Below are 13,794 nucleotides of genomic sequence, written 5' to 3' on the forward strand. Positions count from 1 at the left end.
TCGACAACTCGGTCAAGGACCAGACGTACAACACCCCGGCGGTCGCCACGCTGTTCCTGCTGGCCGACCAGATCGAGACCCCGTCCCCCACGGTATCGCCGAGTGCGCGGCCGGGCGGGTGTACGGCGACTTACCGGCTGGTCAACAACTGGGGCAGCGGCTTCCAGAGCGAGGTGACCGTCGCCAACACCGGGTCGTCCACGCTCGACGGCTGGACCGTGAAGATGACCCTGGCCGGCGGACAGACCGTCACGAGCCTGTGGAACGGCGTGAACACCGGCACCAGTGGCGCGATCACCGTCAAGAACGCCCCCTACAACGGCACCGTCGCCGGCAACGGGTCGACGACGTTCGGATTCACCGCCGAGGGCGACGGCTCGATCTCCCCCACCAGCGTGGCCTGCACGAGCCCGTAGCCGAACGGAAGCCGAGCAGGAACTCGGGGGCTCACGGCGAACCATCAACATCTCAGAGATTGGGAAGACACTGTGCGACATGTCAGCTCTTCTCGCCGGCGGTTGAGGCTGCCGGCCGTAGCCGTCGCCGCGCTGTTGACGGCCGCTGCCGGCGTGGCCGGTACGCACGTCGCGTCGGCGGCCACGGCCGGATGCCAGGTCAGCTACACGATCACCAACCAGTGGCCGGGCGGCTTCGGCGCCAATGTGAGCGTTAACAACCTCGGGGACCCGATCAGCGACTGGAAGCTGACGTGGTCGTTCCCCGCGGGGCAAACCATCACGCAGCTCTGGAACGGCACCTACACCCAGTCGGGCTCCCAGGTCACGGTGACCAACGTGTCCTACAACGGCAGCATCCCCAGCGGCGGCAGCACGAGCTTCGGGTTCAACGGAGCGTTCAACGGTTCCAACCCGGTGCCGACGAGCTTCGCCCTCAACGGCGTGACCTGCACCGGCGGCGTCACGTCGTCGCCCAGCGCCTCCCCCAGCTCCTCCCCCACCGTCTCGCCTTCCACGTCTCCCTCGCCGCCGTCGTCCAGGCAGCCGTGCGACATCTACGCCTCGGGCGGCACCCCGTGCGTGGCCGCGCACAGCACCACCCGCGCCCTGTACGCGAACTACAACGGCCCGCTCTACCAGGTGCGCCGCTCCTCGGACAACACCACCCGCGACATCGGCGTCCTGAGCCCGGGCGGAGCCGCCAACGCCGCCACGCAGGACTCCTTCTGCTCCGGCACCAGCTGTGTCATCACCAAGATCTACGACCAGTCCGGCCGGGGCAACCACCTCACCCAGGCGCCTCCCGGCGGGTTCTCCGGCCCGGCTCCGGGCGGCTACGACAACCTGGCGACCGCGACCAAGGCACCGACCACGGTGTACGGCCACAAGGCCTACGGCGTCTACGTCGATCCCGGAGTCGGCTACCGCAACAACACCACCAACGGCGTCGCCAAGGGCGACCAGCCGGAGGGGATGTACGCGGTCTTCGACGGCACGCACTACAACGGCGGCTGCTGCTTCGACTACGGCAACGCCGAGACCAACAGCCGCGACAACGGCAACGGCACGATGGAGGCCATCTACTTCGGCAACATCAAGGTCTGGGGCTACGGCACGGGCAACGGCCCCTGGGTCATGGCCGACCTGGAGAACGGCCTGTTCTCCGGCGTGAACCCGGGTTACAACGCCAACGACCCGAGCGTGAACTACCGATACCTGACCGCCATCATCAAGGGTGAGCCCAACCACTGGGCCATCCGGGCCGGCAACGCCCAGTCGGGCGGCCTGTCGACCTTCTACGACGGCAAGCGGCCCAACGCCTCGGGCTACAACCCCATGAAGAAGGAGGGGGCCATCATCCTCGGCATCGGCGGCGACAACAGCCACGGCTCCGCCGGCACCTTCTACGAGGGCGTGATGACCTCCGGCTACCCGACCGCCGCCACCGAGAACGAGGTGCAGGCGAACATCGTCGCCGCCGGATACAAGTAGACCGGCGAAACCACGACGGATCGGGCCGTCCCCGGGCAGAGCCCCGGGGACGGCGGCCGGAAAATCTCGGAACTCTGGAGCCGGCGGATGTCGAGAATCCTCCGACGGCTCCGTCCCTGGGTCGGATCACGACAACGACCCTGGAGGGACGGCCATGCGAGCGAACGAGATCACCGAGATTCTGGACCGGCCGATCAGCCGAGAGCTGTTGGCACGCGACGTGACCCGGCTGGCGTACGTGGCCAAGGACGGCACGCCCCGGAACGTCCCGATCGCGTTCACCTGGAACGGTTCGGAGATCGTCATGTGCACCACGAAGAATGCCCCGAAGCTCCCGGCTCTGCGCGAGAACCCGATGGTCGCCCTGACGATCGACACCGAGGTGCACCCGCCCAAGATCCTGCTGATCCGCGGCCGGGCCGAGCTGGACGTCGTCGAGGGCATCCCGGACGAGTACCTCCAGATCAACGGCTCGTACGAGATGACGCCCGAGCAGCGGGTCGAGTGGGAGGCCGAGGTCCGCTCGCTCTACGACGGCATGGTCCGGATCGTGGTGACCCCGACGTGGGCGAAGCTGATCGACTTCGAGACGACCCTGCCGAGCGCGGTCGAGGAGCTGGTCCGGCAGCGGGCCGAGCGTGAGCGCGCCTGAACACGGTCCAGACCGTACCGAGGAGACCACGGTTGTCGGCGTCCTCGTCCGGCGCGTTGACTCCATGGCCGGAACGAGGCCGCCTGTGGCACGGTGTGGGCGTGTCCGAACAGATCTCGCCGCTGATCCGCCGCGCCGGGTCCGGTGACGCCCAAGGCGTCGCCGAGGCGTTCCTCGCCGCCCGGGCCGAGATGACCTACCTGCCTCACCTGCACACCGACGAGGAGACCCGGGCGTGGATCGCCGGCGTCATGCTTCCCTCGTCGCAGGTGTGGGTCGCCGAGCTGCGCGGCCGGGTCGTGGGATTCGCCGCCCTGCGCGGCCGGGTCGTGGGATTCGCCGCCCTGCGCGGCGACTGGCTGGACCACCTGTATCTCGCACCAGCCGCGCAGAACGGCGGTGTCGGGAGCGCGCTGCTCGGCCATGCCAAGAAGGCGCGCCCCCGCGGACTCGACCTGTACGTGTTCCAGCGGAACACCGGTGCCCGGCGTTTCTACGAGCGGCACGGCTTCACCCTCGTCGCGGAGGGCGACGGCAGCGGCAACGAGGAGAATCTGCCCGACGCCCACTACCGCTGGCGGCCCTGACCGTCCGCTCACCCCCGGGCTAGAGGAACCGCCACAGGTGGTCGTTCGCTCCGTTGTCGTCGGCGAGCACGACCTGGGCGCCCTGGGCGGTGGAGCCGCCGCTGACGCCGAGGACCCGGCCGCCGTTCGCGCACTGGATGCGGAAGCACCCGTTGGATCCGTACCGCAGCCGCCATCGGTGGTCGGCGGTGCCGTTGTCGGCCCACTGGAGCACCCGAGCGCCGGCGGCCGTGCTCGCGTTCTCCACGCCGAGCACCTTGCCGCTGTTGGAGTTGCGCAGGCGCAGGTAGCCGCCGGAGTCCACGACGGCGGTCCACAGGTGGTCGGCGGTGCCGGTGTCGCCCCACTGGATCACCAGGCCGCCGTCCGAGGTGGACATGTTCTGCACGCCCAGCACCAGCCCGCTTGCCAGGTTCTGGATGCGCCGGGCTCCGTTCGGCACGAACCGCCACTGGTTGTCCGCGCTGCCGTTGTCGGGGTCCTGTACGGCCTGGGCCCCGCTCGCGGTCGAGCCGTTCAGGATGGCGAGCAGCTTGCCGCTGTTGACGTTGCGGATCTTGTGGGACCCGTCGCCGGCGTCGATGATCGTCCAGCGGTGGTCGGCGGTGCCGTTGTCGGTCCACTGCAGGACGCGGGCGTTGTCGGCGGTGGACATGTTCTCCACCCCGAGCACCTTGCCGCTGTTGACGTTGCGGAGCCGTACGGCGGTGCCGTCCACGACCATCTCCCAGTCGTGGTCGGCGGTGCCGTTGTCGGTCCACTGCAGGGCGAGGCCGCCGTCGGCGGTGGACATGTTCTGGACGCCGAGGACGAGGCCGCTGGCCGCGTTCACCAGCCGGTAGCTCGCGGTCCCGCCTCCGCCACCGCCGCCGGTGTTCCAGTAGACGGTGTAGTTGTACCCGTGGGCGTCGTAGAACGGGCCGAGGTTGACCGACGACCCGTTGGCGGTGGCCGTGAACGCCAGCGCCGTGGTGCTGGTCCGGGTGATCGACCCGGTGTTCAGGGCCGGCAACGCCGACAGAGTGGTGTTGCCGTAGTTCCCGGACAGCACCACCGGGCCGTACGTGACCGCCGCGACGTTCGGGTTGTCGTTGGCGGCCTTCATGACCACGCGCATGGGCAGGCTCACGGTGACGGTGTCGCCGGAGGCCCAGTTGCGGGTGAGGGTCGCGTACGTCCCCGGGGTGGTGTCCACGTCCTGCTGGTCGCCGTTGACGCTGATCGTCGCTCCGGTGGCCCAGCCGGGGATGCGGACGCGCATCGACCACGACCCACCGGCGTTGCCGGTGACCTGCAGGGTGACCGTGTCGCTCGCCGGATAGGACGTCGTCTGGGTGACGGTGATCCCCCGCTGGGTCCAGTTCAGGACCGACGGCGCGAACAGGTTCACGATCAGGGTGGTGCCGTTGTAGAAGTAGACGGAGTCCGTCAGCGCCGTGTTGACCTCCAGGCCGGTGCCCTGGCAGCACCAGAAGGAGTTGTAGTCGGTGCTGTAGGTGCCGCCGCCCCACGCCGGGCCCACGCCACGGCGGCCACCCGGTTTGAGCGGCGTGAAGTAGGTGACGTGCCCGTGGCCGTCCGCCGGGTTCTGCGCGCCGATGACGTGGTTGGTCAGCGCCTGCTCGTAGAAGTCGAAGTACGCCGCCCGGTTCGGGTCGAGCAGCCACAGCTCGCGGGTCAGCTTGAGCATGTTGTAGCTGTTGCAGTGCTCGCAGGTGTCATTGGTGAGATACCCGGCGATCGCGTTGGGGGCCCGGAAGTGCTCGGCCTGACTGTTGCCGCCGATCGCGTAGGTGTGCGCGCCGACGGTGATGTTCCAGGCGTTGGCGGCGATGTCCCGGTAGCGGGTGGTGCCGGTCGCCTTGTACTCGCGGGCCGCGCCGATCCACTTGGGCACCTGGGTGTTGGCGTGCAGGCCGTTGAGCTGGTCCTGGTTGGCCGCGAGGGGGTTGAACACCGCCGCGTGGTCGAACCGCTGGGCCGCGGTCAGCCAGCGGGCGTCACCGGTCTGCTGGTACAGGTCGGTCAGCACGGCGTTCATGCCGCCGAACTCGGTGCCCAGCATGGCCTGCATCTGGCTGCCGCTCAGCCTGCCGGTCCGCCAGTCCACCCAGCCGGCCAGCGCGAGCAGCACGTCACGGGCCTGGGTGCTGCCGATGAGGCGCCACACGTCGAGGAGACCGGCCATGGTCTTGTGGATGCAGTAGTACGGCACGTTGCCGTTGCTCAGCGTGCGGGCTTCAAGGGCGGTGAAGTCGGACTCGGGGAAGCCGGACAGATAGCCGGCGTTGAACCCGGCGGCCCCGTTGTTGGCCTGGCACCTGGCCATCTCGGCCACCATGCGGTTCGCCTTGTCCCGGCACGTCGTGTCCCCGAGCACGGCATAGGCCTGCGCCCACGCGCTGAGGAAATGCCCCTGCACATGGGTGCGGAACGGGAAGTCCGGCGCGTCCCAGCCGCCGTTGGCGGCGGCGCCGTTGGTGGACAGACGGTGGTTGGCCCGGAAGTTGTACAGCAACCGCTCGACGTCGACGAACCGCAGATACGACAGCGTCCGGTTCTGGTTGTCCAGCCAGCGACCCCCGGTCAGCCGCACCTGCCCGAGCTCGAACGGGTAGGCCGACACCCCGATGTCGGGCCGGGCCGGAGCAACCGCCGCCGCGGCCCCCCGCGCGCCCACCACCTGGTTGACCGCGGAAGCGCGACCGCGACGCCGGCGGCCTGGAGCAGCCGGCGCCGGCTGAAGGATGAGGGCGACACATGGCCTCCATTTGTTAGCGCTAACAATCGTCCTTGCTCGCCGTCCGGCGTCGGATGACGTCGAACGAGGCGCGGGACACCCGCAGAATCCACGGCGCGGACCCCGTCGCGGGAGAGTGCGGTGGGCGACGATTCCGCCGCCCACCGCCGCTCCGACAGGAGACCACCCGGGCTCAGTGTGGAAACCGTCACGAAAGGTGTCAAGACTGTGCCGGAAACTTTCGCCTGATCGCTCGCCGCCCATACCCGCCTGCCTGGGACGATGAGAAACCCGGTCGCGGCAACGTTCCGGGAACGCCCGCCAGTGGCGGTCTCGGCTGAAATTTTCACCGCAGCCCTTTCCCCGGCGCGGCGACCGCACCCCGTAAGCGCAGGCGGCGCGGCGTCCGGCGAAGCACGGCCGACGAGGCCTCTTGACGGGATCGGCGGGGTCGTATTTGCTCCGCCGCACACCACCGACCACCCGACGGGAGGGACGACTCGAGCAAGAAATGTTATCGATAACAGATCCTGGCCCGCCTCCGACGGCGGCGGGCCGGTCACGGGTAAGGAGTCAGATGCACAGGATCGTTCGATGGACGCTGGCGGCGGCGCTGGCCGCCGGGTCCCTGGTCGCGGCCGGAGGCATGACGTCGCCGGCCGCCGCGCTGGACAACGGGCTCGCCCGTACGCCCCAGATGGGGTGGAACGACTGGAACAGTTTCGGCTGCAACGTCAACGAGAACCTCGTGCGGCAGACCGCGGACGTGATGGTCTCCAGCGGCATGGCGGCGGCGGGTTACACGTACGTCAACATCGACGACTGCTGGTCGACCAAGAGCCGCAACGCGGCCGGAGACCTGGTGCCCGACCCGGCCAAGTTCCCGAGCGGCATGAAGGCGCTGGCCGACTACGTCCACTCCAAGGGACTGAAGCTCGGCATCTACTCCTCGGCGGGCACCACGACCTGCGCGGGCTATCCGGCCAGCCTGGGTTACGAGCGGCGGGACGCCGCCCTGTGGGCCTCCTGGGGAATCGACTACCTGAAGTACGACAACTGCGGCGACCACCAGGGCAAGAACGGGCAGCAGCGGTACACCGCGATGCGCGACGCGCTCGCCGCCACCGGGCGTCCGATCCTGTTCAGCCTGTGCAACTGGGGCCAGGAGAGCGTCTGGACGTGGGGCATGCAGACCGGCAACTCCTGGCGCACCACGGGCGACATCCAGGCGAACTGGAACTCGGTCATGGGCATCCTGGACCAGCAGGTCGGGCTCGAGGCGTACTCGGGGCCGGGCGGCTGGAACGACCCCGACATGCTGGAGGTGGGCAACGGCTCGCTGACGGCGACCGAGGCCCGGGCGCACTTCAGCCTCTGGTCGCTGCTGAACGCGCCGCTCATCGCGGGCAACGACATCCGCTCGATGAGCGCCGAGACCCGCACGATCCTGACCAACACCGAGGTCATCGCGGTCGACCAGGACTGGGGCGGCCGGCAGGGCACCAAGATCAGTGACAACGGCAACCTGGAGGTGTGGCGCAAGCCGATGTCCAACGGCTCGGTCGCCGTCGTGCTGCTCAACCGGGGCAGCGGCACGGCGACGGTGTCCACCACCGCCTCCGCCCTCGGCCTCAGCGCCGCGGCCTCCTACTCCGTACGCGACCTGTGGGCGCACACGACCTCCTCCTCGTCCGGGACGATCAGCGCCTCGGTGCCCGCGCACGGGGCCGCCATGTACGTCGTGAGCGGAGGGGGCCTGGTCACGCCGTCTCCCACGCCCACTCCCACCGGGACGAACGCGATCAAGGGTGTGGGGTCGGGCCGGTGCCTGGACGTCGCGGGCGCCTCGCAGGCCAACGGCACGCAGGTGCAGATCTGGGACTGCAACGGCCAGACCAACCAGCAGTGGACGCCGACCGCCTCGGGTGAGCTGCGGGTCTACGGCAACAAGTGCCTGGACGTCAACAACCGCGGCACCGCGGACGGCACCAACGTGGTCATCTGGGACTGCAACGGCCAGAGCAACCAGCAGTGGCGGTTCAACGCCGACGGCACCATCACCGCCGTCGGTGCGAACAAGTGCCTGGACGCCTACAACAACGGCACCGCCAACGGCACCAAGGTCGTCGTCTGGACCTGCAACGGCCAGGCCAACCAGCGCTGGACCCGCGCCTGACCTCTCCGCGCCGCGCCTGACCTCTCCGCGCATGCCCTTCGCCGGGACGGCCACGATCCTGTCCCGGCGAAGGTCGCGGGCGGCGGCGGCAGGCCGTGGCGCAGCGCGCCCCGTTCGTGGCTGTGCCGCCATGAAATGAAGATCGGCGACGGACCAGCCGAGATCGCCCGGGTGTGAGACAATCCCGGCGTCATGCGCGCCACGCTCTCCTTCAGGCTCGCGCGGTCGGCCGCCTTCGCGGCCGTCTGCGTGCTCCTCGCCGTCGGCGCGCACCGCTTCGCCGGCGGAGGCGGGCCGACGCCCGCCGCGCTCCTCACGGGGGCGCTCACGGTGACGGCCGGCGCGGCCGTTGCGGCGGGCCGGGAACGGTCGCCTCAGGCGATCGTCGGCCTGCTGGTCGGCGCCCAGGCGTTCCTGCACTGTCTCCTCGACGTCACGGGGTCCGCCGCGGCGTCGCACCCCACCTGGCACGGCGGCCTGAGCACGCAGATCGGCATGCTCACCGCCCACCTCACCGCGGCGCTGCTCACCGGGTGGTGGTTGTCGCGCGGCGAGGAGGCCCTGTGGTCCGTGCTGCGCGCGATCGGCGCCGGGGCGGTCCGCTGCCTGCGGGCGGTGGCCGTGCTGGTGCGTGCGCTGCTGGCGCTGCGGGCAGCGGACCTCGCGGGCGCGGATGCCCTCGCCGGCGTGCGGTGCCGCGCTCGGAGCGCGCCCCGCGCGCCGCGGGCGTGCTGCGGCACGCGGTCGTCCGCCGCGGGCCACCGGTTCTTCCCGTCCTCTGAGCTTCACGCGCGAGCGGCGCGTATCTCTCCCCTTGGGACCTGCCTGTGCCCATGGGGCCGCGCTCGCGCGCCTCCGTAATCTCGCAGACGACTGGAGAACCCCCATGACCTCGTATGTTCGTCGTGCGGCCACCGTCGCCGCCGGTGCCCTCGCGCTCACCGTCGGCCTCGCCGTACCCGCCCTCGCCCACGTCACCGTCAACCCCGGCACCGCCGTGCAGGGCTCCTGGACGAAGATCGCCTTCCGGGTCCCCAACGAGCGTGACAACGCCTCGACCACCAAGGTGGAGGTCGAGTTCCCCACCGACCACCCGCTGCCGTTCGTCTCGGTCCGCCCGGTCCCCGGCTGGGACGTCAAGCTCACCCGGGGCAAGCTGCCCAAGCCCGTCGTGTCGGACGACGGCGACAAGATCACCGAGTCGGTACTGAAGATCACCTGGTCCGGCGGGAAGATCGAGTCCGGCCAGTTCCAGGAGTTCGAGGCGTCGGTCGGCCCGCTGCCGAAGAACGTGGACGCGCTCGAGTTCCCCACTGCGCAGACCTACTCCAACGGTGAGGTGGTCAAGTGGGCGGACGCGCCGAAGGCCGACGGGTCCGAGGCCGAACACCCCGCGCCGACGCTCAAGCTCGTCGCCGCGGAGGAGGGGGAGGGCGACCAGCACGGCGCCGCCTCCGCCTCGCCTGCTGCCGCCGCCCCCACGGTGGCGGCCGCGGCGAGCGATGACGCCGATCAGGAGGGCGGGAACACCACCCCGGCCCTGGTGCTCGGTGGCCTCGGCCTCGTCGCCGGCCTGGTCGGGGCCGGGGCGGGCATCACCGCCCTGCGCCGTTCGCGCGGCTGAGCTGCCCTGCCACGATCGGGAGTCCCTTCCGGATCGCGCGGCCCGGACCCCGTACGGGATCCGGGCCGCGCCCGCGGGGAGGTACGGCCGTCAGGACAGGAGGGTCTCCCCGATCCAGCCGTCCGGGGAACACCCGGGCGGTACGGCGAAGACGGCCGACCCGATGGGGGTGATCCACTGGTTCAGCAGGTCCACCTCCGCGAGCCGCTGCTGGATCGGGACGAACTGCCGTGCCACGTCGGCCTGGTAGGACGCGAACAGCAGTCCGGCGTCCGGCCGTCCCTCCGGGCTCAGGCCGTCCTCGTAGTTGTAGGCCCGGCGCAGGATGCGCATGCCCGGGTCGGCCACCCGGGCCCGGCGGATGTGCGCGTACTCGGAGATCACCGGCAGGCCCGACGCACCGAGCGCGGCGAAGTCGGGCTCGTCGGTCTCGGCGCGGCCGGTCAGCGGCGCACCGGTGTCCAGCCGCCGCCCGACGCTGAACTCCTTGGCCGCCCGGTCCGCGGCGTCCCACTTCTCCAGGTCCATCCGGATGCGGCGGAGCACCAGCGTCGTGCCGCCGCGCAGCCACCCGTCGCGCACCCACACGGCCCGCTCGAAGTCCGCCGACCCCGGCCGGGGGTTGACGGTGCCGTCGAGCTGGCCCATCAGGTTGCGCTGGGTCGCCCCCGGCGCGCGCACCTGCGGGCTCTGCCGGAACCCGTGCTGGGTCCAGCGCACGGTCGTGAAGGACCGGGCGTCCCTGACGAGCACGCGCAGCGCGTGCGCCAGCGTCACGCGGTCGTCCGCGCACACCTGGACCAGCAGGTCGCCGCCGCTCCAGCGGGGCTGGAGGGCGTCGACCTTGAACGCCGGCAGCGGCCGTGGCGCCAGATGCCCGGCCCCCCGCCGCCTCGAACAGCCCGGCGCCGAACCCCGAAGGTCACGGTGAGCCGCGCGGGCAGCAGCGCCAGTTCGGCGTCGGTGTCGGCGAGGGCGGGCTCGCCCCGGGTCAGCCGCCGCGCGTCGTCGGTGAGCAGCCGCATCAGGCGCGCGAGCGCCGCACGCCCGGTCCCCGGCCGGAGGTCGAACCCGGCGAACACCGCGAACGTCTGCGGAGACGTCGCGACGCCCGCCTGATGGGCGCCGTGGAAGGGTTCGACGGCGTCGCCGCCGGGGAGGGGCGCGGGCCCGGCCGACGCGCGCCCTGCCGCGTCGGGTATGGCGGAGGCGGGGGCGCAGGCCGCCGCCGCGGCGGCCACGGCCCCTCCCGCGAGCAGGCCGCGCCGGGTCAGCCGCCGTCCCGCCGGGTATCCGCGCTCACTCATGAGGGGCGTAGGACTCGTTGGCGCCGGCGAAGTCCTTGGCCACGGCGGTGAAGGACACCGTCCTGCCGTCCTTCAGGGTGAGCGTGAAGGGCACCTCGGCACCGGGCTCGACGGGCGTGCGCACGTCCATGAGCATGATGTGGTCGCCGCCGGGCTGGAGCACGTGCCTGCCGCCGGCGGGGATCACGAACCCGCCCTGCTTGCGGCGCATGGTCGTGGTGCCGCCGTCTCCGACGACCTCGTGCAGTTCGACCGACGGGGAGACGGGCGTGCTCGCCGCGACGACGGTCACCTCCTCGCCGGTCGTGTTGACGAGCGTGGCGAAGGCGGCGCTCATGCCGGAGCGGGCCGTCTTCACCCACGGGTCGCCGATCGACAGCGGGGCGGCCGCCGAGGCGGAGGCCTGCGCCGCAGTCGGCGAGGCGGCGGTGGCGGTGCCGGCCACGGCGCCGGTCACAGTGTTGTTCGCGGTGCCGGACGGCGCCGCACAGGCCGCGGCGGCCAGGAGGGCGGCCAGCGCCGCCGGAAGCATGCGGTTAACGGTCGTGCTGGTCATGCGGAAGCCTTCTCTCGGTCGTCCGGCGGGCATGCGGGCGGCGTTCCCGGCCATGCGAGGCAGACCCAACGGGCCGTCCCCCGCGATGCGGGGGCAGAGCGGCGTGACCGGTCGCAAGGCTCGAGATCGGGGCATGCGCGGGCATGCTCCGCCGGAAAAGATCATTGGCAACGCGCCCGGGCCGTACGCGGCCGGGAGCGAGGTGAGGAGCGCCGTCTCAGGCGGACGGCTGGAGAAGGCGGGGCGGCGGGCCGCGCCGGGTGACGCAGTGACGCGGCGCGACGGAGCGCGGCAGGCGCGGCTCGTCCGGATGCGGAGATGCCGGCGGAGCGAACACCGGTGGCGCCGGATCGGCCGCGATCCGCGTGAGCCGTACGGCGAGCCGCCGCAGCAGCGCCCACAGGGCGGCCTCGCCCCTGGCGAGCCACAGCGCCGTCAGCACCACCGCCCAGCCGTGGCCGAGCAGCATTCCGAAGCCCGGCCCGGCATGCGCGTGCCCGGCCATGACATGCCCGGCGATCACGTGCCAGGGGGACGACGCCGGGGACGACAGGGCGAACAGCACGTGCAGCGCGACCTGCAGGGCCGCGAGCAGGGGCAGGATCGCGCGCAGCGTCCGTTCCCGGCCGGACAGGGGCAGCGCGGCGGCGAACACCGCCGGCAGGCCAAGCGCCAGCGCGCCGGGGGTGACCACGCCGCCGCTGAACAGGTGCGCCACCACGCCCAGGCCGAGGCACACCGCGGTGAAGGCGGCGGCTCTGGCGAGGCGAAGGGGCGATGTCACCGGCATGGCACAGCCAATATCGCATGCCGCGTGCCCGGTCCCCGTTCCGGGACGCCGTGTCGCGCGGAGCCCGGGAGTTCCGTCCGGGGAGGTCCGGCACGTGCCTGTCGAAGCGGTCGTCGGCGTCGTCCGTCGTGCCGCCGTGGTCGGTTGCGCCGGAGAGGCCGTGCGGAGCGCGGACGGATGATCGGAGAGCGAGCCGGGTCAGGATGCTGTTTCGTTTGTCGGAACAATGGTCTAATATTCGGAAAGTGATCGGCATCGAGGGACGCGCGTCGCGCGCCGGTGTCCCCGTGCCCCGCAGGGTGCCCTCCACCCCGTCCCGACCCCGAAAGAAGAAGCGTTGTACCTCATGCGCATCGGCGCCCCCGGCGCCGAGAAGCCGGTCGTCCGCGTTGACGACACCCGCTACGTCGACGTCTCGGACCTGACCGCCGACTTCGACGAGAAGTTCTTCGCCGCCGGCGGCACCGCCATGCTCGCCGGGCCGGTCGCCGAGCGGATCGCCGCCGGGCAGACCGGCGAGTTCGCCGGTGAGCGGATCGGCGCGCCGATCGCCCGGCCGCACCAGATCCTGTGCATCGGCCTGAACTACAGCGACCACGCCGCCGAGACCGGGCAGGCCGTGCCCGACGAGCCGATCCTGTTCACCAAGTCGCCCAACACTCTCGTCGGCCCGGACGACGACGTGCGCATCCCGCGCGGGTCCACCAAGACCGACTGGGAGGTCGAGCTGGGCATCGTCATCGGCAAGCGCACGTCCTACCTGGACGCGGTGGAGGACGCCGCCGATGTGATCGCCGGCTACTGCGTGGTCAACGACGTCAGCGAGCGCGCCTTCCAGATGGAGCGCGGCGGCCAGTGGGTCAAGGGCAAGTCCGCCGAGACCTTCAACCCGGCCGGGCCGTGGCTGGTCACCCCCGAGGAGATCGCCGACGTCAACGACCTGGACATGTGGCTGGACGTCAACGGCGTGCGCCGGCAGACCGGCAACACCAAGACGATGATCTTCGACCCGTACTTCATCGTCCACCACCTGAGCCAGTTCATGGTGCTGGAACCGGGTGACCTGATCAACACCGGCACTCCGCCCGGCGTCGGCATGGGCCACGACCCGCAGATCTGGCTGCGGCCGGGTGACGTGATGGAGCTCGGCATCGCCGGCCTCGGCACCCAGCGGCAGCACGTCGTGGGCCCGCGCTGAGAGGCGCCATCCCCGCCAGGCCCCGGCCGGTACGGCCCGGGGCCCGAAGCCGCGCGACGCCCCCGCCTGGCACCCGCCCCTGCCGCCGGACACCCGGGAGAACGGTGAACAATCATGAGCCTCATCCACGTGGATCCCCCGCGCCGTATCGCCCCGCCGGATCCCGCCGTTCTGGCGGCGGTGGAGGCGGTCGTGCCGGGGATCAGCCGGTCGCG

Annotated in this window: 13 protein-coding genes; 8 read left to right on the forward strand and 5 right to left on the reverse strand. The window is 71.3% G+C overall.

Features of this window, described 5'->3' with window-relative positions:
* The 4 genes from B1L11_RS42260 to B1L11_RS42275 form a co-directional block, all read left to right on the forward strand.
* Positions 1-416, forward strand: a 416-nt coding sequence (locus B1L11_RS42260; protein WP_179155576.1) for a cellulose binding domain-containing protein, incomplete at its 5' end; no start/stop codon positions are given.
* Positions 417-569: 153 nt separating this feature from the next.
* Complete coding sequence (locus B1L11_RS42265; RefSeq protein ID WP_256863380.1) at positions 570-1,949, forward strand: arabinofuranosidase catalytic domain-containing protein; 1,380 nt, start codon at positions 570-572, stop codon at positions 1,947-1,949.
* A gap of 154 nt (positions 1,950-2,103) precedes the next feature.
* Positions 2,104-2,601, forward strand: a complete 498-nt coding sequence (locus B1L11_RS42270; RefSeq protein ID WP_079320796.1) for a pyridoxamine 5'-phosphate oxidase family protein — start codon at positions 2,104-2,106, stop codon at positions 2,599-2,601.
* A 101-nt stretch (positions 2,602-2,702) separates the two neighbouring features.
* On the forward strand, positions 2,703-3,188 hold the full coding sequence (locus B1L11_RS42275; protein WP_256863381.1) for a GNAT family N-acetyltransferase: 486 nt from the start codon (positions 2,703-2,705) through the stop codon (positions 3,186-3,188).
* A 19-nt stretch (positions 3,189-3,207) separates the two neighbouring features.
* Here the strand turns inward: B1L11_RS42275 and B1L11_RS42280 are convergent, their stop codons facing one another.
* Positions 3,208-5,871, reverse strand: coding sequence for a beta-L-arabinofuranosidase domain-containing protein (locus tag B1L11_RS42280; protein WP_179155577.1), 2,664 nt, complete (start codon positions 5,869-5,871; stop codon positions 3,208-3,210).
* A gap of 634 nt (positions 5,872-6,505) precedes the next feature.
* Between B1L11_RS42280 and B1L11_RS42285 the strand changes: the two genes are divergently transcribed.
* The 3 genes from B1L11_RS42285 (at position 6,506) to B1L11_RS42295 (ending at position 9,728) form a co-directional block, all read left to right on the forward strand.
* Entirely contained in the window at positions 6,506-8,104 is a 1,599-nt protein-coding gene (locus B1L11_RS42285; RefSeq protein ID WP_079320797.1) for a lectin, read from the forward strand.
* 192 nt (positions 8,105-8,296) lie between these two features.
* The gene (locus tag B1L11_RS42290) at positions 8,297-8,965 is read left to right on the forward strand and encodes an MFS transporter (RefSeq protein ID WP_143737946.1); all 669 of its coding nucleotides are present in this window, start codon (positions 8,297-8,299) and stop codon (positions 8,963-8,965) included.
* A 25-nt stretch (positions 8,966-8,990) separates the two neighbouring features.
* Positions 8,991-9,728, forward strand: a complete 738-nt coding sequence (locus tag B1L11_RS42295; RefSeq protein ID WP_079320798.1) for a YcnI family protein — start codon at positions 8,991-8,993, stop codon at positions 9,726-9,728.
* A gap of 90 nt (positions 9,729-9,818) precedes the next feature.
* On the opposite strand, the gene B1L11_RS53395 is transcribed toward B1L11_RS42295, so the two are convergent.
* The 4 genes from B1L11_RS53395 to B1L11_RS42310 all read right to left on the reverse strand — a co-directional run bounded on the left by B1L11_RS53395 (position 9,819) and on the right by B1L11_RS42310 (position 12,381).
* Entirely contained in the window at positions 9,819-10,601 is a 783-nt protein-coding gene (locus B1L11_RS53395; protein WP_306291781.1) for a Dyp-type peroxidase, read from the reverse strand.
* Entirely contained in the window at positions 10,502-11,035 is a 534-nt protein-coding gene (locus B1L11_RS53400; protein WP_256863382.1) for a Dyp-type peroxidase domain-containing protein, read from the reverse strand. Before B1L11_RS53400 ends, B1L11_RS53395 begins: the two co-directional genes overlap by 100 nt.
* Positions 11,028-11,591: a copper chaperone PCu(A)C gene (locus tag B1L11_RS42305; RefSeq protein ID WP_079320799.1), complete on the reverse strand. Its 564-nt coding sequence runs from the start codon at positions 11,589-11,591 to the stop codon at positions 11,028-11,030. The genes B1L11_RS53400 and B1L11_RS42305 overlap by 8 nt, the downstream gene beginning before the upstream one ends.
* A 217-nt stretch (positions 11,592-11,808) precedes the next feature.
* The gene (locus tag B1L11_RS42310) at positions 11,809-12,381 is read right to left on the reverse strand and encodes a hypothetical protein (protein WP_079320800.1); all 573 of its coding nucleotides are present in this window, start codon (positions 12,379-12,381) and stop codon (positions 11,809-11,811) included.
* A 337-nt stretch (positions 12,382-12,718) separates the two neighbouring features.
* Here B1L11_RS42310 and B1L11_RS42315 point away from each other — a divergent pair, with 337 nt between their 5' ends.
* Positions 12,719-13,579 (forward strand): fumarylacetoacetate hydrolase family protein, encoded by an 861-nt coding sequence (locus tag B1L11_RS42315; protein WP_079320801.1) that lies wholly within the window; start codon positions 12,719-12,721, stop codon positions 13,577-13,579.
* Positions 13,580-13,794 lie beyond the last annotated feature (215 nt).

The sequence above is a fragment of the Microbispora sp. GKU 823 genome, from assembly GCF_002027145.1.
Lineage (GTDB): Bacteria > Actinomycetota > Actinomycetes > Streptosporangiales > Streptosporangiaceae > Microbispora > Microbispora siamensis.

Coding starts and splice junctions, on each gene's coding strand:
- B1L11_RS42310 (WP_079320800.1), bottom strand. CDS start 12,381: ATGCCGGTGACATCGCCCCTTCGCCTCGCCAGAGCCGCCGCCTTCACC.
- B1L11_RS42295 (WP_079320798.1), top strand. CDS start 8,991: ATGACCTCGTATGTTCGTCGTGCGGCCACCGTCGCCGCCGGTGCCCTC.
- B1L11_RS42305 (WP_079320799.1), bottom strand. CDS start 11,591: ATGACCAGCACGACCGTTAACCGCATGCTTCCGGCGGCGCTGGCCGCC.
- B1L11_RS42285 (WP_079320797.1), top strand. CDS start 6,506: ATGCACAGGATCGTTCGATGGACGCTGGCGGCGGCGCTGGCCGCCGGG.
- B1L11_RS53400 (WP_256863382.1), bottom strand. CDS start 11,035: ATGAGTGAGCGCGGATACCCGGCGGGACGGCGGCTGACCCGGCGCGGC.
- B1L11_RS42270 (WP_079320796.1), top strand. CDS start 2,104: ATGCGAGCGAACGAGATCACCGAGATTCTGGACCGGCCGATCAGCCGA.
- B1L11_RS42290 (WP_143737946.1), top strand. CDS start 8,297: ATGCGCGCCACGCTCTCCTTCAGGCTCGCGCGGTCGGCCGCCTTCGCG.